General features: G+C 37.0%; 15 protein-coding genes. 1 reads left to right on the top strand and 14 read right to left on the bottom strand.

Going from position 1 to position 18,944, the window contains the following annotated elements; translation table 11 throughout:
- The 7 genes from DLJ74_RS12220 to DLJ74_RS12190 all read right to left on the bottom strand — a co-directional run bounded on the left by DLJ74_RS12220 (position 1) and on the right by DLJ74_RS12190 (position 8,274).
- Positions 1 to 1,482 carry an alpha-N-arabinofuranosidase gene (locus tag DLJ74_RS12220; protein WP_109984681.1) on the bottom strand — a complete coding sequence of 494 codons (1,482 nt, stop codon included), beginning with the start codon at positions 1,480 to 1,482 and terminating at the stop codon, positions 1 to 3.
- A gap of 20 nt (positions 1,483 to 1,502) precedes the next feature.
- Positions 1,503 to 2,831 (bottom strand): glycoside hydrolase family 27 protein, encoded by a 1,329-nt coding sequence (locus tag DLJ74_RS12215; RefSeq protein ID WP_054788459.1) that lies wholly within the window; start codon positions 2,829 to 2,831, stop codon positions 1,503 to 1,505.
- A gap of 48 nt (positions 2,832 to 2,879) precedes the next feature.
- Entirely contained in the window at positions 2,880 to 4,397 is a 1,518-nt protein-coding gene (gene arfA, locus DLJ74_RS12210) for an arabinosylfuranosidase ArfA (RefSeq protein ID WP_109984680.1), read from the bottom strand.
- A gap of 276 nt (positions 4,398 to 4,673) precedes the next feature.
- Complete coding sequence (locus DLJ74_RS12205; protein WP_109984679.1) at positions 4,674 to 5,093, bottom strand: DUF4064 domain-containing protein; 420 nt, start codon at positions 5,091 to 5,093, stop codon at positions 4,674 to 4,676.
- A 95-nt stretch (positions 5,094 to 5,188) separates the two neighbouring features.
- Entirely contained in the window at positions 5,189 to 6,034 is an 846-nt protein-coding gene (locus tag DLJ74_RS12200; protein WP_054788458.1) for a carbohydrate ABC transporter permease, read from the bottom strand.
- 38 nt (positions 6,035 to 6,072) lie between these two features.
- Complete coding sequence (locus DLJ74_RS12195; protein ID WP_109984678.1) at positions 6,073 to 6,951, bottom strand: carbohydrate ABC transporter permease; 879 nt, start codon at positions 6,949 to 6,951, stop codon at positions 6,073 to 6,075.
- Between the two features lie 66 nt (positions 6,952 to 7,017).
- The gene (locus tag DLJ74_RS12190) at positions 7,018 to 8,274 is read right to left on the bottom strand and encodes an extracellular solute-binding protein (RefSeq protein ID WP_054788457.1); all 1,257 of its coding nucleotides are present in this window, start codon (positions 8,272 to 8,274) and stop codon (positions 7,018 to 7,020) included.
- A gap of 582 nt (positions 8,275 to 8,856) precedes the next feature.
- On the opposite strand from DLJ74_RS12190, the gene DLJ74_RS12185 reads away from it, so the two are divergent.
- On the top strand, positions 8,857 to 9,468 hold the full coding sequence (locus tag DLJ74_RS12185; RefSeq protein WP_109984677.1) for a YesL family protein: 612 nt from the start codon (positions 8,857 to 8,859) through the stop codon (positions 9,466 to 9,468).
- Between the two features lie 76 nt (positions 9,469 to 9,544).
- On the opposite strand, the gene DLJ74_RS12180 is transcribed toward DLJ74_RS12185, so the two are convergent.
- The 7 genes from DLJ74_RS12180 to araD all read right to left on the bottom strand — a co-directional run bounded on the left by DLJ74_RS12180 (position 9,545) and on the right by araD (position 18,638).
- Positions 9,545 to 10,459, bottom strand: a complete 915-nt coding sequence (locus tag DLJ74_RS12180) for a carbohydrate ABC transporter permease (protein WP_109984676.1) — start codon at positions 10,457 to 10,459, stop codon at positions 9,545 to 9,547.
- Between the two features lie 29 nt (positions 10,460 to 10,488).
- Entirely contained in the window at positions 10,489 to 11,346 is an 858-nt protein-coding gene (locus DLJ74_RS12175; protein WP_245902338.1) for an ABC transporter permease, read from the bottom strand.
- A gap of 221 nt (positions 11,347 to 11,567) precedes the next feature.
- Entirely contained in the window at positions 11,568 to 13,181 is a 1,614-nt protein-coding gene (locus DLJ74_RS12170; RefSeq protein WP_109984674.1) for an extracellular solute-binding protein, read from the bottom strand.
- Positions 13,182 to 13,580: 399 nt separating this feature from the next.
- Entirely contained in the window at positions 13,581 to 14,708 is a 1,128-nt protein-coding gene (locus DLJ74_RS12165) for a GntR family transcriptional regulator (protein ID WP_109984673.1), read from the bottom strand.
- A gap of 330 nt (positions 14,709 to 15,038) precedes the next feature.
- Positions 15,039 to 16,160, bottom strand: a complete 1,122-nt coding sequence (locus DLJ74_RS12160) for a GntR family transcriptional regulator (RefSeq protein ID WP_109984672.1) — start codon at positions 16,158 to 16,160, stop codon at positions 15,039 to 15,041.
- 234 nt (positions 16,161 to 16,394) lie between these two features.
- Positions 16,395 to 17,879 carry an L-arabinose isomerase gene (gene araA, locus DLJ74_RS12155; protein ID WP_054788455.1) on the bottom strand — a complete coding sequence of 495 codons (1,485 nt, stop codon included), beginning with the start codon at positions 17,877 to 17,879 and terminating at the stop codon, positions 16,395 to 16,397.
- 63 nt (positions 17,880 to 17,942) lie between these two features.
- Positions 17,943 to 18,638: an L-ribulose-5-phosphate 4-epimerase gene (gene araD / locus DLJ74_RS12150; RefSeq protein ID WP_109984671.1), complete on the bottom strand. Its 696-nt coding sequence runs from the start codon at positions 18,636 to 18,638 to the stop codon at positions 17,943 to 17,945.
- Between the last annotated feature and the right edge of the window lie 306 nt (positions 18,639 to 18,944).

Here is an 18,944-nt window from a genome sequence, read left to right as displayed (position 1 = left end):
TTACTTAACAGATATTGCGGTAACAGATTTGGAAGGTAGTTTTACCGTTAAGACAGTGCCGTTCACTTGAAAATCTGTAAATTCAACCGGTTTTACGTTATCCGGATTGTCGAAGGTGTTATGGGCATCTAATTCATTTGCTGTTAACACACGTCCGGAGACATTTTGAACATCTACACCCCTTAAATCTATTTCAAGATCTGTCTCCTTATCTTTGTCTACATTACATAACGTAATATTAATTGTTCCATCTTTAGCTCTGGAAGCAGATGCAGTAATTTGCGGCAAGTCTTTGTCATCGACTTTTTTCACATCTGTTTGGATAGCTAAAGCCAATTTCTCTGCATCCTGGTGAACTTTATACATTTCAAACACATGATAAGTAGGTGTAAGAATCATTTTTTCCTTATCTGTTAAAATCATTGCTTGCAATACGTTAATCGTTTGGGCAATATTAGTCATTTGGACACGATCATTGTGATCATTAAATATATTTAATGAAATCCCTGCAACAAGGGCGTCACGGATCGTATTTTGTTGATAAAGGAATCCTGGATTCGTACCTTCTTCTACATCATACCAAGCTCCCCATTCATCAATAATTAACCCAACTCGTTTCTCTGGATCATATTTATCCATAATGGTACTATGTTTTTCAATCAATTCTTTTATATGGTACGCTCTTTGTAATGTAATGTCCCACTCCGCTTCAGGGAAGTTGGTTGCAGAACCTTTACCCGTCCAAAATTCACCTGGCATCGTATAGTAGTGTAGGCTAAGTCCATCCATCATATTTGCCGCTTCACGCATGAGTACCTCTGTCCAATTGTAGTCATCGACGTTCGGACCACCTGCAATACGATAAATCTTATTGTCCCCATAATTTCTTACATAGGTTTGAAAACGACGGTAAAGATCTGCATAGTATTGTGGACGCATATTACCTCCACAACCCCAGTTTTCATTTCCAACACCAAAATATTTAAGTGGCCACGGCTCGTCTTTTCCGTTTTCTTTACGAAGATTGGCCATTGGGGACTCGCCGTCAAATGTCATGTATTCCACCCATTCGGACATTTCTTGAACTGTTCCACTCCCTACATTTCCACAAATGTATGGCTCTGTCTCCAGCATGTCACACAACATCATAAACTCATGAGTACCAAAGTGGTTATTCTCAATTACTCCGCCCCAGTGTGTGTTCACCATACGTTTACGATTTTCGCGTGGACCAATTCCATCCTTCCAATGATATTCATCTGCAAAGCATCCTCCTGGCCAACGTAGTACAGGAATTTTAATATTCTTTAATGCCTCTACCACATCCTTTCGAATGCCATTTGTATTTGGTATGGAAGAATCTTCTCCTACCCAAATTCCTTCATAGATACAACGACCTAAATGTTCTGCAAAATGACCATAGATATTTTTATTAATCGTACCTTGACCTACATCTGCATTAATGACTGCTTTATTCCCCATAATATTCACCTCATTATTTATTATAAGTTCAATTTTGTTACACGCTGGCAATATTGTACAGATACATTAGTTAATTGAATAAACTTTGTACCGTGTGGCGGAAGTTCAAAGTCTATTATGTCTGTAGCCAAACCTAAATCTGCTTTCTCCCAAAGGTCACGCATTTCTACTTTATCGCCACCTATACCTAACTGCTCAAAGGTTACGGTTACTCGCTCCCTCTGATCATTAAGATTAAACAAAGCAACATAGATGGTATGATCATCCCCATAGGATGTCCATACGACTTTATCAAGATCTCGATAAACTTGACGAGCACCTACACCATTTCGATGTACATCTAACACTTCCTCGTTAGTAATTAACGATAAGGTCCAATCATCATTGTCCCTTAATTCACCACCAAACATTAGTGGTGATTTGAAGATCGACCACAATGTCATCATGGTCAATTGCTCGTCTTTCGTAAATCTGGTATAACGATCACTTGCACCACCATCAACAGAACGTATACCAATATGTCCTAAAGGAAGCATGTCGGCATCAGGCCAATAGCCTGGTCCGACGTTTTTACTCCATTTATAACAGCGATCGAACATGTCATAAAGCAATGGCCATAAATCCCAAAAGTCATCAGTCATCCGCCACATATTGGCATTTTCTTCTAGCAGACTAGCATATTCCAAAGGAGCTGGACCTGGTGATAAGCTTAACACCATCGGTCTACCACAGTTATCAATCGCTCTACGAATCATCTTAATTTCTTCTACATGAATGCCATAAAGCTTGGAATCTGCAATGTCATCTACCTTGACAAAATCGACTCCCCATTCCGCATAAAGCTGAAAGAGAGAATCATAATACTGCCTGGCCCCATCTTTTGTATGGTCTACACCATACATATCCGTATTCCAAGGACAGATAGAATTCGGCTTCGCAATATCTCGGGCTCTAACATCTGTCCCCAATATTTTAGTATTCTGATGAACGGCTTGTCTTGGAATCCCTCTCATAATATGGATACCAAATTTCAATCCAAGCTGGTGCACATAACTGGCAAGAGACTGAAAGCCTTTGCCATTTCTGGCTGAAGGAAATCGATTGACAGCAGGGATGAGACGAGAATACGCATCCATCTCTAATGGAACAAATGGCCGATAGGCAGAAGAAACAGCCCCAGGCTCTGACCATTGAATATCTACGACTATATATTCCCATCCATAATCCTTTAGATGTTCGGCCATATAATCAGCGTTTCCTTTTACTTCCTCTTCGGTTACTGTAGCACCATAACAATCCCAGCTATTCCAGCCCATTGGAGGTGTTAGGGCTTCATGATGATGTTTCATTAAAATTACATCCTCCCTAGTATCCATACTGATTGACAAACGAACGAACTAATTTTTCTTTTGTAAACGCACCATATTCCATGAGAATTTAGGGAAAATACCTACTAATTTCCCATCATCCAAATAGGATTCACCATTTGTATGTGGTTTTACATTTTCTTCTGTTGCTGTATTAATTGCTTTTGCGTTTTCATTTTCCAATACTACATGCTCGATTACGCTATAGCCTTCAAATGAACGAACATCAATGTCTACTTCTAAGTCTTTTTCTAGGTGACGGTTTGTAGCAAAAATTACCAACTCTTCTTTTTCTTCATTATATACAACAGATGGATCTAAATATGGAACATCTGTGAAGTCCTTACTATCATATTTCGGTGAACTAACAACAGGATTCAAAGCGACTCCGCGTCCAAAGACAGAAGTATAAAAATATGGATAAAAGATTGTTTGCTTCCATGCTGCACCACCATTTTCTGTCATGATTGGTGCAATCACATTAACAAGCTGCGCCATACAAGCAATTTTCACACGATCAGAGTGGCGAAGCATAGTATTTAGCATACTACCTACTAATAGAGCATCCTCAAATGTATACACATCCTCTAATTGAGGAGGGGCAACTGTCCATGGCTCTATTTCCTTGTCTTGTTGATTAGAGTGGAACCAAACATTCCATTCATCAAAGCTTAAATACATTTTTTTCTTGCTACGTTTCTTTGCTTTAATGTAATCACAGGTTGAAATAACCGTTTGAATAAAGTTTTCCATATCCATCGATTTCGCTAAAAAGTTAGCTGTATCGCCACTTCTATTACCATAATATTGGTGAAGTGAAATATAGTCGGCTACGTCATACGTATGTTCCAGTGTTTCTGCTTCCCATGAAGGGAATGTAGGCATGTTAGAATTTGAGCTTCCACATGTTACAAGCTCAATAGATGGATCCACCAGTCTCATGGCTTTAGCGGTCTCATAAGCAAGCCTTCCGTATTCTTGTGCGGTTTTTTGTCCAACCTGCCATGGGCCATCCATTTCGTTACCTAGGCACCACACTTTAATATTGTGAGGGTTTTCATAACCGTGCGATTTTCTTAAATCACTCCAGTAAGTACCTCCGGGATGATTACAATATTCTAATAGGTTTCTCGCGGCATCTACACCCCTAGTTCCGAGGTTAACGGCCATCATCACATCTGTATTCGCTGCCTTTGCCCAGTCAACGAATTCATTTGTTCCAACCTGATTGGTTTCTATTACTCGCCAAGCAAGCTCTAGACGTTTAGGGCGATCTCCTTTCGGTCCTACACCATCCTCCCAATTATAAGCAGAGACCATGTTTCCTCCTGGATAACGAACGATAGGGACCTGAAGTTCTTTGACTAAATCTAAAACATCCTGTCTAAATCCATGCTGATTAGCAGTAGGGTGCTCTGGCTCATAAATGCCGCCGTACACCGCTCGCCCTAGATGCTCAATAAATGATCCATAAACACGAGGGTCAATTTCAGAGATTTGAAACTCTTTGTCTACAACCATTTTTGCTTTTACTGATTCTGTTGCCATATTATCCATCCTCTCACCATAATGATTTATAACGCTTTCACAAAACTACAAAAAAATTAATCATTGCTTCCATTGGATTAACTTGAACGTATGGGTTTGCTTTAAATTCTAAAAAATAATAAAATGGTACGTATATTAAGACTAAGAAAAAAACTGAAATATGTCAAGAGAAATAACCCAATTGAAAAACATTTTTTCTATTCTTCTTCTCCAGTTATTTCTTATCATGAATAACAAAAAAAGAGTAGAGATACTCATTATCTCTACCTGAATTATTTATGCGTTTTGAAGCTTCTGTGCTGATAGCTTGATCGCTTTATTTTTTGCCATATACAAGACAAATGCTAGCATGTATAGAACAAATCCTATGACATCCATAGACAATATTTGTAAAATCGCCCAAACTCCAATCCAAATTATCAGTTTATATTGGATTTCATTATCTTTTATTTTCGTAGCAACTAGAAAGTTTACGATTGCTCCAATTAAGACAAATAGACCAAATATAAATATAATCTTGGAAACATTGTTCACCATTTGCGATCCCGCCATCATGGTATTGGTATCTAGGTTTTGTAGCTGTTTTTCACCTTGTGACGTAAACCAGGAATTATAACTGAAAATTGTTAAAAGCGAAGTTACTAAATTCCATAAGGCACCTATCATAATAAGTTTTCTTTCAAAGCCTCTTTTCATTTACGCTCCCCCACTTCCGCTAGAAAAGCTTTGATTCGTCCGTCTTTATCTAGTCTCTTATATAGTTGATTTCACAAACATCATGACAATAACGATTATCCTTTAATTCCTGAGTTTAAATTAATCGCAGAAACAAAGTATTTTTGTGCAAAGAAGAATAGGAGTAATGTTGGAATAATCGCCAGAATAGCTGATCCCATTAACTGACCTATCATTCGGTAGTTTCCATAAATGTCTTGTAATAGCAATAGCCCTGCTGTGACTGGCATCTTATCTACATCTGTATAAACAATAACTGGCCAGAGAAAATCATTCCATGATCCCGTAAACGAGAACAATGCACAAACAATTAATACCGGTCTAATTAGTGGAAGAATAATTTTTGAGTAAATCGTGAAATCACTTGCACCATCTACTCGAGCCGACTCATCTAGCTCCATCGGTATTCCCTTCATAAATTGCCTTACAAGGAAGATATTCCCCATCCCAGCAAGACCAGGAACGATCATCGCCCAAGGTGTGTTCACCCATCCTAGAATATCAATAATTTTATACGATGGAATTAAGTTTACTACATTTGGGAAGAAAGAGATACCTAGTAATGTGAAGAATAAGAAATCCCTTCCTTTAAATTTCATCCGCGAATAACCATAACCTGTTATAGAAATCACTACAACAACTAAGAGTGTGTGTAATGTTGCAATAAAAACCGAATTCCACAACCATTGTAAAATTGGTGCAGAAGAGGTGTTTTCTAAAATAGCAACATAATTCTCTACAATCCAATTGACAGGTAATAACCTAAATCCTTCATTTACAACCTCTGTTTGAGAACGAAAAGATGTAACAATACCGAAGAGAACAGGAATCACCCATATTGCACTGACAACGATTAAAAACAGGTATGATAAATATTTTGATAGTTTAATTTTTTTAAGCATTTTTTCACCTCTACTCTTGTCATTTCAATATGATGCTATTAGGCAGCATTGCGACTCATTACGTAATATTGGATAGCAGATATCACGAGAATGACTAAACCTAGTAATACCGCCATCGCTGATGCGATCCCGGCAATGGATTCACCATGACTAAAAGCTAAATCGCGTATATACATCATGAGTACTGTCGTTCCTTGCTTCGGTCCACCACTTGTCATCATTAAAGGCTGTGCAAAAACGTTAAACGCCCCTGCTGTTGTCATGACCATTGTATAAATTAATGGAAACTTAATAGACGGAAGTGTGATACTAAAGAATTTCCTTACTGGACCTGCCCCATCTATTTCCGCTGATTCATATAAGTCCTTTGATACACCATTAATACCTGCACGATAAATAATCATATTACCACCAATACCTGCCCATACAGTGATGACAATGATCGTTAGCCAAGCATAAGGCTGAGTGGCTGCCCACACATGCTCTGAACCAAATAAATTGTTCACAACACCTAGCTGCTTATTGAAAATAAGTGACCAGATTAAGGCTGCTGCAGAAATGGATATTAAACCAGGCACATAAAGTAGTGTTTGAAATAAACTCGTGAATTTTACTTCTTTATGTTCTAAGGCAACGGCGATCATCAACGGGATAATGATCATCAACGGAACGGTAAACACGACAAAAAGCAATGTATTTACTAAGCCATTAAAAAATTGAGCATAAAAGGTAGAATCTGCGTCTGTTAAAATGGTTTTATAATTATCTAAACCTACCCATACAGGATCACTGATTAAATTCCAATTGGTAAATGACGCATATATACCATAAATAGAAGGGATCAATATGAACACAATAAATAAGATAATATGTGGGCCCACAAAAAATATCGGTGCGAAGTTTCTTTTATTGTTCAACCGTACTACCTCCTTGTTCAAAAGCAATGTGCCAATGAGACATGGCACATTGCTTCTTACAAATCATTACTCTTCCGTTGCTTCCTCGGTCTCAGCATTTTCAATATCTAATGAACCTTCTGAAACCTTATCTTCCACGAATTTTTGCATCTCCGCTAATCCTGTATCTACATCTATTTCACCATGGATCATATCTGCCACATAGGTATCTAACGCTTCTTGAATGTATGGATAGTGCTCATACGTATAAATATATAGTGATTCCTCTTCTTCCGGAGTAGATGTGAAGAATGACTGCATATATTCATCATATTCTGGACTCTCTACTACTTCTTTACTTGCTACGATTTGGCCAGCCTCTGCCCATTTAATAGAATTTTGACGAATAAATTCCAAGAAATCAGCGATACCTTGTTCTTTTTCATCTGTTCTCTCTTCATTTGTTAGCATAGAGAATAAATGAGAAGATGCACGGTTATGGAAAGTGCTTGGTTCGAAAGCATAAATATTGGTTACACCAAAATTTAATCCTTCTACTTGCGCATGTCCAGTTGAGCTCCAAGTACCATCTGTAGAGAATAGTACATTACCAGATTGGAACATTAAATAACCATCTTCCCCGTAAGGTGTCATTAAGCCTGCATCTGATAGTTGCTTCACCGCTTCAATTGCTTGTTTCATTTCTGGAGTATTGACAGCTGGTTTTCCACCTTCTTCAATGGAGCCACCCAAGTTTTGGATCTGAGCTAGGATTACCCAGCTAATTAAAGCATCATTTAGAACATAGTCGCCTTCCTCTAGCTTACCTTGTAAGGAAAGCATTTCATCAAATGTGACAACATTATCATCTAACCAATTTTCCACACCATATTTCTTCATTAAATCCTTATTAAAATACATCGCATTAGAATGGATATCTAATGGAACCGTATATTGAGTACCTTCCACATTCCCTGCGTTCCAAGCTTCTTCTAAGAAATTCTCTGCCTTAATTTCTGGTTGCGCTTCCATGACCTTTGTCATCGGTTCCAATAAGTCCTGCTTGACAAAGCTAGGTACTCTATCTGCGTGAATAATGGACAAGTCAGGGATACCGTTTCCAGAATTCAATACAGTGTACATTTTCGTGTACATATCCGAAGTAACGACATGCTCTACTTTAAACTCTGGATCTGTTTCATTATACTTATCTACTAATTCATCCATATAAGCACCATCTTCACCAGTTAATGGTGTCCAAAATTGGATGGTATTTTTATCACTACTACATCCTACTAATGTAAACACTAACAAAAGTAACATTGCTGATAGGAACTTTTTCATTAATTAAACCCCCAAATAATTTTATTTTTAGTTTCAAAGTAAATCACTAATTGGCCTCTACCGTTTTCAGTATTTTCACTACTGACTTTTATCCTGTTTAAACGACAAATAAAAAACGCTTACAGTTCTTTGTAAATCATCTCCTTCTTGCTAATTATATTTATAATTGGTATATCATAAAACACACTTAATACGAACAACTTTTATAAAACGTAAAATTTGTACGTATGAGATAACGTACACTAATTATATACAACTTCTATTTCGATTTCAATATATTTTTATTAATTTTTGCAACAACTTTTAGATATGATTAACAAATATGTTAATCATTCGATGCGTATAATCTTGATTGACAGACTTAATTATATCTCGTATTTATTAAACGACGAACAACAGCTAGTAAACTATATAAAAATAGTTATCTATCTTTCCTTTTGATTGTATATCCTTTTTTTCTATTATTGGAAAAGTTATTTACGTGTCTTTTACTTTTGTGTAATATATTAGTTAAGAAATCCATTGCAAACGGTTACCTTTTTGTGTAACAAGGTTTGATCCTAATGAAAGGTTGGTGAAATAATGTCTCATTTAAGCACGTGGTATTTTTCTTTCGGTGAGTGGATGTATAAATTATTTATCCTCAATATATGTTGGATACTTCTTTCTTTATCGGGGTTTATCTTTTTAGGGGTATTTCCAGCAACTGTTGCGATTTATGCAACATTTCGAAAGGACTTTCAAGCTTCCGGTGATATAAAATTATTCCAGACCTTTTTCTATTACTTCAAGAAAGAATTGGTCAAAGCAAATCTGTATGGTTATGGGATGACATTAATAGGTAGCATTCTGTTTCTCAATATACGGATAATTGGGCAACTAGAAACATCATTACTTAATTCCGTACTCATGATCTTAACCTATGGATTACTGATTCTATTTCTACTTGTGGCTATGTATTTTTTACCCGTGTATGTTCATTTTCAGTTAAAGCCTATTACCTATGTAAAATATGCTTTCATTTTATTAATTGGTAAACCATTACAAACCATTGCACTTGTTGTCTGTATACTTGTAATTTTCTATATATTCTATCGATTTCCGGTTTTATTACCTTTTCTAGGTGTAAGCAGTATTGCATACCCAATCATGAAATATTCTCTTACATTTTTCACCACACAAAAAGAAGCATAAGGAATCGATCCATATATGTCCTTATCCCATTTAAAAAGGACCTGACTATCGTTAGTCAGGTCCTTCTTAATTGCTTCTATCCTTTTACAGAGCCTATTAAAACACCTTTTTCAAAGTATTTTTGAATGAATGGATAGAGGATAAGAATTGGTAAGGAGGAGACAATGATCACTCCATATTTAATTTGATCGGCATACCTCTGTGCATATCCTCCACCTGTACCACCACTTCCTGCACCTTCCGCAAACACTTGATTTGATAATAATATATCTCGCAAAACAATCTGTAGTGGCTGTAAATCATAGTTACGAATATAAATTAAGCCAGTAAAGAAGTCGTTCCAGTGCCATACTAAGTAATATAAACCGATAACCGAGATAACGGCCTTAGATAGTGGTAATACAATTTTGCTAAAAAACTTGAAATGGGAGCAGCCATCAATCGTTGCAGCTTCGTACATCTCATTCGGAATGTTACTTTCAAAAAAGGTACGTGTAATGATGAGATTAAAAACATTAACCGTAAGTGGATTAAATATGAAGACCCAGGGTGTATCTATTAAACTTAAATCCTTCATGAGTAAATATGTTGGGATTAACCCACCATTGAAAAACATCGTAAAGACAAAGAAAAACATAAGAAATCTTCTAGCGCGAAATTCTTGACGAGATAAGACATAGGCTGCAGGAAGTGTAAATAATAGATTAATAAAGGTACCTACAACAGCATAAAACAATGTATTTCGGTAACCAATCCATATCCTTGCATCCTTAAATATCTCTTCATATCCAAAAAAGCTAAATCCTTGCGGGAAGAGAAATACTTTTCCAGTTGATACTAAGGTCGGGTCACTTACTGATGCGATCACAATAAAATATAAAGGATAAGCAATAACAAAAAATATGATGATACATAACCCGAAAACAAATGCATCAAAGATGAGATCTGAGGCTTTTTTATTTTTAATACGATTCATCGTAATCGATGTCATGGCATTTCCTCCTCCTAATATGTTTTCCGTTACCAAAGGCTAATTTTAGCTACGCGTTTTGCAATGGAGTTGACAATAACTAATAGGGTAAAGTTTATTAATGTATTAAACAATCCAATGGCTGCTGCATAACTAAACTGATTAGAAATAATCCCGATTTTGTACACATATGTTTCAATCACTTCAGAAATTGGTAAATTTAATGAATTTTGCATAAGGAATATTTTTTCAAAGCCTGTACTAATAACGGTTCCCATATTTAAAATTAATAAAATGATGATGGTTGGAATAATCGCAGGTATTTCCACATTTCGAATGATCTGCCACCGATTAGCCCCATCAATCTTAGCAGCATCGTACAGCTGTGGATCCACACTCGATAATGCCGCAAGATAGATAATACTGTTCCAACCAACATGCTGCCAAATATCTGAAAGAACATATACAGGTACAAATGCTGTTGTGGATGCTAGCAGATTAGTACCTTCAAAGCCCATTTTTGCGATGAGCAGACCAATTAATCCAGTATTAGGAGAAAGCAAGACATTCAGTAAACCAACTAAAACAACAATCGATATGAAATGTGGAAGATAAACGGTTGTTTGTAATATTCGTTTACCTCTTTTCCAACGAATTTGGTTTACTAATAACGCAAGAATAATAGGAGCAGGAAACCCTACAACAATCGTAGTAATACTGATCACTAAAGTATTTCTAATGAGATCTGTAAACATATGACTTTTAATAAATTGTTCAAAGTACTGCAATCCTACCCATTCCCCACCAGTTAGGCCAGCGGTGAAATCATACTCTCGAAAGGCTAACTGAATGCCATACATGGGAATATAGTTAAAAATAATCACACAAATTATCGCAGGTAGTATCATAATCCAAAGCTGATGATCCCGCTTAAATGTATTAAAAATATTCGGCTTTTTATAAGTAGATTTGGATTTTTGTTCTGATAAAGAACTATTCATTTCTGAAACAGCCATCTATTCTCCCCCCTCGTAGTGCAAAGAGCCGGGACAATAGGGTAGGAAAGTATGAGTATCTCCATCTTCCTATTTTGTTATGTCCCAGACTCTTAATTTGGATGCATGATTATCTAGTGGTTACTTTTATAATCATCATAATAGCCTTGAATAATATCTAGGTTTGTTTGCAGACCAATAGCTTCTACTTCCTTTACATAGCCACCCCATTGTTCTTCAATTCCGCCTTCTGTTACCCATTCTGAGAACTTTGCCATTGCTAGATTCATAAAGTCTGTGTTGATGAGACTCATCTGATTATTATCGGCATCTGAATATTTCAAGAACATACCAGGGAATACATCATTTTCTTTATCCAATGTCTCAAAAGCTTTATCAAACGGCTCTTGTTGTGCACCGACTGCCTGCATATCTGTTCCTAATTCCACTTGTAACTCATCGGATATAAACATCGGGCCATTATCTGCCCAGGTAGATGTCCATTTCCATGTTCCTGGATCCATCTCCTCATCCTTTGGTGGAAGAATCTTATAAGAGCCATCATCCGCCTTTTCAATATTAGGTCCAAGTGAACCAAATAATACTTGTAAGCTTACCTCCGGATTGTATAGCTCATTAATAAATTTCATAGCAGCTTCTTTATCACTTGCCCCTGAAGATAGTGCTACCATGTTCACACCATAATTCAAGCTATTATAATCATATGACCAAGAAATCTCACCATTGTAATCTGCGGACTTTTTCATTGGAGCAAAGCTTACATATTGATCGGACACATTCAGACCGAATCTGTCCATGCTTTCCCAGCCATACGTATAGCCGACTGTTGCATCTTTTCCACTACCTCGAGCAACTGATTGATATTTCGTATAATCTTGTGTGAAGACTTCTTGATTGATTAAACCATTGGAATATAATTTATTCAAAAAGGCGACAACCTCTTTATAGCGTTCATCCACAAAGAAGTTTTTCACTTCTCCATCCTCAAGAAAATAACCTTGCCCACCACCTCCAGTGATCGTTATTCCAGTGCTCCCCAATAATACACTTGGTTGGAAGAATCCGAATCCACCTGTTCCTACTGGAGAAAAGTCCATTGGTATTTCATCGTTTGGATCACCATTTCCATTTGCATCCTCTTCCTTGAATGCCATTAAGACTTCGAATAGCTCATCCCAATTTGTCGGGACTTCTAAACCTAAATTATCAAGCCATTGTTTATTTATAAATTGCATAGTCGCAGTTTGTGGCCAGAATCGTTGATATTTTGGCAAACCAAAAATCGCCCCATCATCCTGTGTTGCTAGTACCTTTGTATCTGGTTGCTGTTCAAACATTGCTTGTATATTCGGGCCATGATCTTCGATTAAAGGAGCCAAATCCTCAAATAAACCTGTAAATTTAGCAAAATCGGCATCTGTTATAACATTCGGCCCTATTAGTATATCTGGAATGTCACCACCCGCTAACATTGCCCCCTTCTTTTGATCCCAGTCAGCAGTGACCTCCTCCCATTTGATTTCCACTCCCGCTCTATCCTCTACTTCCTGTAACCACTCCATATCTGCCAAATCTTTAGTCAAAGGATGTTTTGTAATAAGACCAGATAAGACTACTTTCCCATCCTCTGTCTCTTGTTTTTCCTTGGATGCTTCGTCATTACTACACGCAGCAAGAAGTAATATCATGAGTGCACTCAGTAAAAATACATTAATTAATTTTTTCATTCTTTTACCCCCTCATTACTGAATAAAAATAAAGATAGCGCTTTCAATAAATCTATAAATAACTAGACCTCGGCAAATCTCCCCTTCCCTTTTCTCTTTGAAGAAGCACTTACTAATAAGTAGGGTGTACTCACCTCTATATGAACGAACAAGTTAAGAATCCGCTCATCCTAACTTATTAATCATTTTCCCATAATATGATTTTGGTGTGAATAAATTATTTTTAGATTTCATATCCTATTTTTTGTTTTTTGTTTGCGTTTACATTTTGTTGATGAGAAGTAACTAATAGTTTTCAACATAAAAACATGCACTCATCGCTTGAGTGCATGTTCTATTTGAAATAGCTAATAAATATAAGTCCTTCTTTTTTTGGAAAAGACAATAGTAACTCAAGAACTATTCTACCTTTGCTAGATTTTTATTAAGTCTGATCGTCGATTGACGTATCTGTAGCTCTGGTTCGTACAATTTGGATATGCCCCTATTAGAACGAATCCCATCATTCTTCTTTATCATACTAATAATCGCTTTGGCAGCATCCAGACCTAGTCTACTTTTAGGATGGATGACAGAGGTGAGTTTAACCTCAGATATCGCGGAGAGTAAGGAGTCATCATAGCCTACAAAGGATAAGTCCTCTGGTATTTTTAGCCCTTCCTCTCTTAAATAATCCATCAACCGTAGCACTAATTGGTCATTATAGCACACGACAGCAGTTGGACGATCAAGTTTATTATTTAGCAGTTTTTTCAACCCTGCTATAGGGGTACTTAATTCATTTTCTGTTTGATAAGTTATTATATTTTTCGGGTTTAATAAAATATCTAAATCCCGATGTGCCTTGATATATCCCTTGAGACGCTTTTGTCCTTGCGCATCGTCTGTTTTGTAAATACAAGCAATATGTTGATGACCTAATTCGATTAAATGCTTTGTTTGAAGATAGCCACCTTTCACATCATCCATCATAAAGCTTACTGGTTCTAGTTCTTCATAGCTGGCATTAATCATAACATATGGTATATTCTCTCTTTCTAAATTCAAATAATAGCGTAAATTTGGATTAGAAGAAGCACTATTAGTTGGCTCGATAATAATCCCATCATAGTTCCCTGCTAAGATCTTACTTAAAATTTGCTTCTCTTGGTCATATTTATTATTTGTATTAAAAATACTAACATGATAGCCTTCTTTACTTAAATGTGCCTCTGCACCTCTTATGATGGAGGGAAAGATATATTCTGATATATAGGTTGTAACTATCGCAATATTTTTCGTTGGATTTTCCTGTGATTGATACTGATCCCGATTCGTCCGATCCGTACAAAACGTACCAGCACCCTGTTCCCTGTATAGCCATCCCTCACTTACTAACTCTCCTAATGCAAGTCTCACTGTATGTCTGCTCACATTAAATTGACGCATCAATTCACTTTCTGAACTGATCTTCTCATGAGGCATAATCAGCCCTTCCAAAATTTTTGATTTAATCGATCGTTTTATTTTTTTATATTTCGCCTCCACATAAAAGCCCCCTCACCTTATTACTTTATTCAATCAATTAACTAAGAATGTAACAGATAACTGATAGCGTTTCCATAAGCATAAAGATAAATTTGTACGTACTACTAGTATAACAAATATTGTTTTTAATACAATACGTTGGTAATATTTTTGATTGTTTTTCTAGTTTTTGCACATTAGAAAAACTCGCATTCGCTCGTCTTTAACTCGATGCGTCAGCTTTTCTTCTTCGTTAGACTTTAAGATTTTCGCTTCATCACATTACTTCCTGCAAAAATTTTATACGTTAAGAAAGTATAAAAAAAGCATACCAATTGTATGCTTCTATCATTATTTTTTCTTTTTTAACGGTGCTGTCGAATTCCTGATTACTAGCCTTGGATCGAAACGAATTAAGTCATTTTCTGTTGTCGATTGCTTCTTTGTCCCCTTCGATTGCTTCACCATATCCAATATAACCTTCGCAGCCAATTCACCCATCTCACTTTGAGGATGTGCGATCGTTGTTAGCTTCACCTCGGTTACTTCTGCCATAAACGAGTCATCAAACCCGATTAAAGATATATCCTCTGGCACTTGAAGCTCTGATTCTCTAATGACATCTAGTAGCTTAATAGCTAACTCATCATTATAACACACGATAGCAGTTGGCCGTTTTTCGTCCTTTTCCTCCAGAAGCTTTTTCAGTACTTCCATTGGCTTTGTCGACTTTTCCTCCGTGCTATAAGTGACAATATTATTTGGTAAAATTTCAATATTGTACTTTCGATGTGCTTTTAGATAACCCTTCATTCTCTTTGTGCCTTGTGTATCATCGTTTTTGAAAAATCCAATGATATTCTCATGACCTAATTCGATTAAATGTTCTGTTTGTAAAAACCCACCCTTTTCATCATCCATGACAATATGAAAAGGCTCTAGCTCGTCATAAAAAGCATTAATCATTAAATAAGGAATATTTTGTCTTTCTAGATTTAAGTAATAATTTATATTCGGATTCGTCACAGCACTCTTTGTTGGCTCGATAATGACCCCATCAAAATGTTGGGTTAATATTTTTTCCAAAAACTTCCGTTCGTTTTCATGATTGTTATTTGTGCTAAAGAGACTAACTTGATAGCCCTGCTGACTTAAATAGGATTCTGCTCCTCTAATAATAGACGGAAAGATATAATCAGAAATATGGGTAGTTATAATAGCTATATTTTTTTGTTGATTACGTCCAATGGCATCCTCTCTGGAACGATCTGCACAAAAAGTTCCAGCACCTTGTTCTCGATAAAGCCATCCCTGGTTGACTAAATCCCCAATCGCTAGTCTTACCGTATGACGACTTACACCGAATTGCTTCATTAATTCGCTTTCAGAGCTTATTTTTTGATGTGGCTGATAGGTACCATCTAATATTTGAGACTTAATAGCTTGCTTGACAATATTATATTTTGTTTGCATCAATTACACCTCATTGAACCTGTCTTTATTACGGTTTACGTGTTTTTTTATGGAATTAACCCTTCTAGAATCGGGTTTTAGTTTTGAGCTTTGAGTGGAAATTATGTTTTCCTCATAGAAGCTCGAAAAAAGCACTCTACATACAAGCATAAACTAACCATATACGCTGTCAAGCATTTCTTGTTGATAAACAGAAGAGATCTACTTAAATGTAGATCTCTAACTGTTCGAACCTTAACGATAAATGGCTTCATTCCATTTCAGTTCATTTCTGAATTGTCTTAAGTTCGTGTCTTTATCTATAACGACACATTCAATCTTCGCCATGTTAGCGAAATCGTACAGCTGATCTGTCGTTACCTCAAATGAAAGCACTGTATGGTGTGCGCCACCAGCATAAATCCAAGCTTCTGTTGCTTCACTTAAGGACGGCTGTGGCTTCCATAATACCTTGGCAACTGGTAGGTTCGGTGTTTCCTTCTGTGGTTGTTCTGCCTTCACTTCATTTATCACTAAACGGTAGCGGCCACCCATTTCAACTAAGGAAGCATTCACTGCATCTCCACCACGACCATCAAATACGAGACGAGCAGGATCCTCTTTACCGCCAATTCCTAGTGGGTTCACCACAATACGAGGCTTTGTAGCAGAAACGGTTGGGCAAACCTCCAGCATATGAGAACCTAAAATCATTTCATTGCCAGGCTCTAAGTGATAAGTGTAATCTTCCATAAAAGAAGTACCTTTATTATCTGCAATAATTTTCATGAAACGAGTAAGTGCTGCTGTACGCCAGTCACCTTCTCCAGCAAAGCCGTACCCTTCTGCCATTAAACGTTGAGCTGCAAGTCCAGGTAGCTGCTTCATACCATGTAAATCCTCGAAGTTTGTTGTAAATGCGGTGTAATTACCTTTTGCTAAGAAAGACTTTAATGCTAGCTCAATTTTTCCTTGCTCTAAAATAGAGTCACGAACGGCGCCTGGTTCTTTCGCTTCTTCCGGCAATTCATAGAGCTCTTCGTATTCTTGGAACAGTGTGTCAAGCTCTTGATCTGTAACCTTCTCCATTTCCTCCACAAGATCACCAATGCCGTAATAATCCACGACCCAGCCAAATTTAATTTGTGCTTCGACCTTATCTCCATCCGTAACCGCAACATTACGCATATTATCACCAAAGCGAGCGACACGTATATTTGTACCTTCTGCAACCGCAGCTGCGGTTTTCATCCAATCTGCAACTTTTGTCGCTACTTCTTTGCTTTGCCAATGACCAACGACTACTTTACGTGATACGTCCATTCTCGTACCGATAAATCCATACTCTCTATCCCCATGTGCTGCTTGGTTCAAGTTCATGAAATCCATATCGATGGTTTCCCATGGGATATCACGATTGAATTGCGTATGAAGATGTAATAATGGTTTTTGCAATGTTTTTAAACCTGCAATCCACATTTTAGCAGGGGAGAACGTATGCATCCATGTAATAACGCCAGCGCAATTCTCATCAGTGTTTGCTTTTAGCATTAGTGCATGAATATCATTCGCTGTTGTAAGCACTTCTTTAAATTCTATTTCAAATGGAAGGTTGCCTTCCGTATTTAAACCCTTCACGACTTTGCGTGAGTTTGTTTCTACCTCTTTAATCGCGTCTTCTCCATATAAATGCTGACTTCCTGTCACAAACCAAAAGGTATATGGTCTAATTTCTAACATCATAAATTCCTCCTTATTGTTGAATAGCTTTAGCTAAACTCATTGAATGGTCACTGATGTTTGTTATTTTTTATCCTGGCCATAGTAGGCGTTTGCTCCATGCTTTCTTAAATAATGTTTATCTAAAAGAAATGAATCCATGTCTCTAATATTTGGGTTAATCTGATAGGTGTGTAGTGCCATTTTGGCTACTTCCTCGAGAACAACTGCATTATGAATGGCCTCATAAGGGTCTTTCCCCCAACTAAAAGGAGCATGGCTGTGCACAAGTACACCAGGAACCTGCAATGGATTGATATTCTCAAAGGTTTCGGCAATCACCTTACCTGTCTCCCATTCATACTCTCCTGTGACTTCCTGTTCTGTCATTCGTCTTGTACATGGAATTTCCCCATAAAAGTAATCAGCCTGTGTTGTTCCTAACGCAGGAATACCCTTTCCAGCTTGAGACCAACTAGTCGCCCAAGGTGAATGAGTATGAACTACTCCTCCGATTCCAGAAAACTTTTGATACAGCAATCGATGAGTAGGTGTATCAGAAGAAGGATTCAACTCGCCTTCGACAATATTCCCATCCAAGTCCAATACGACAAGGTCATTTGCTTTCAATTCATCATAGTCAACTCCACTAGGCTTGATCACCATAAGACCGGAATCCTTGTCGAAACCGCTTACATTACCCCAAGTAAAGGTAACAAGTCCATATTTAGGTAAATCCTTATTCGCTTCTAAAACCTGTTGTTTCAGCTCTTCTAGCAAATTCCTTCACCTTCCTTATCTGATCTATTCCTTTTTTCTCTTTCTTGTACGTATGTGTGAAAAGGTTTATCTTTATGATAATATAATTCGTACGTACATTCAATAAAGAAATACGAATTTCAGAAAAAAATTATAAAATTAGTTGGTGTGATTGTAATTCTTCGCCACCTTTTGTCACTAGACCGTTTGTTTCCAATAACAATAAATAAAGGTTTCAGTCACCACTATTTGAACTGCCCCCTGTCAAGTAGACAGGTAAATAAACAAAATATTTTGTGCCATGTATGGTTTCCATGCATGGCTTTT

Source organism: Gracilibacillus dipsosauri, from assembly GCF_003176895.1.
GTDB classification, from domain to species: Bacteria; Bacillota; Bacilli; order Bacillales; family Amphibacillaceae; genus Gracilibacillus; species Gracilibacillus dipsosauri.
The sequence above is the reverse complement of the archived record's forward strand: the minus strand, read 5'-3'. Positions and strand labels throughout refer to the sequence as shown.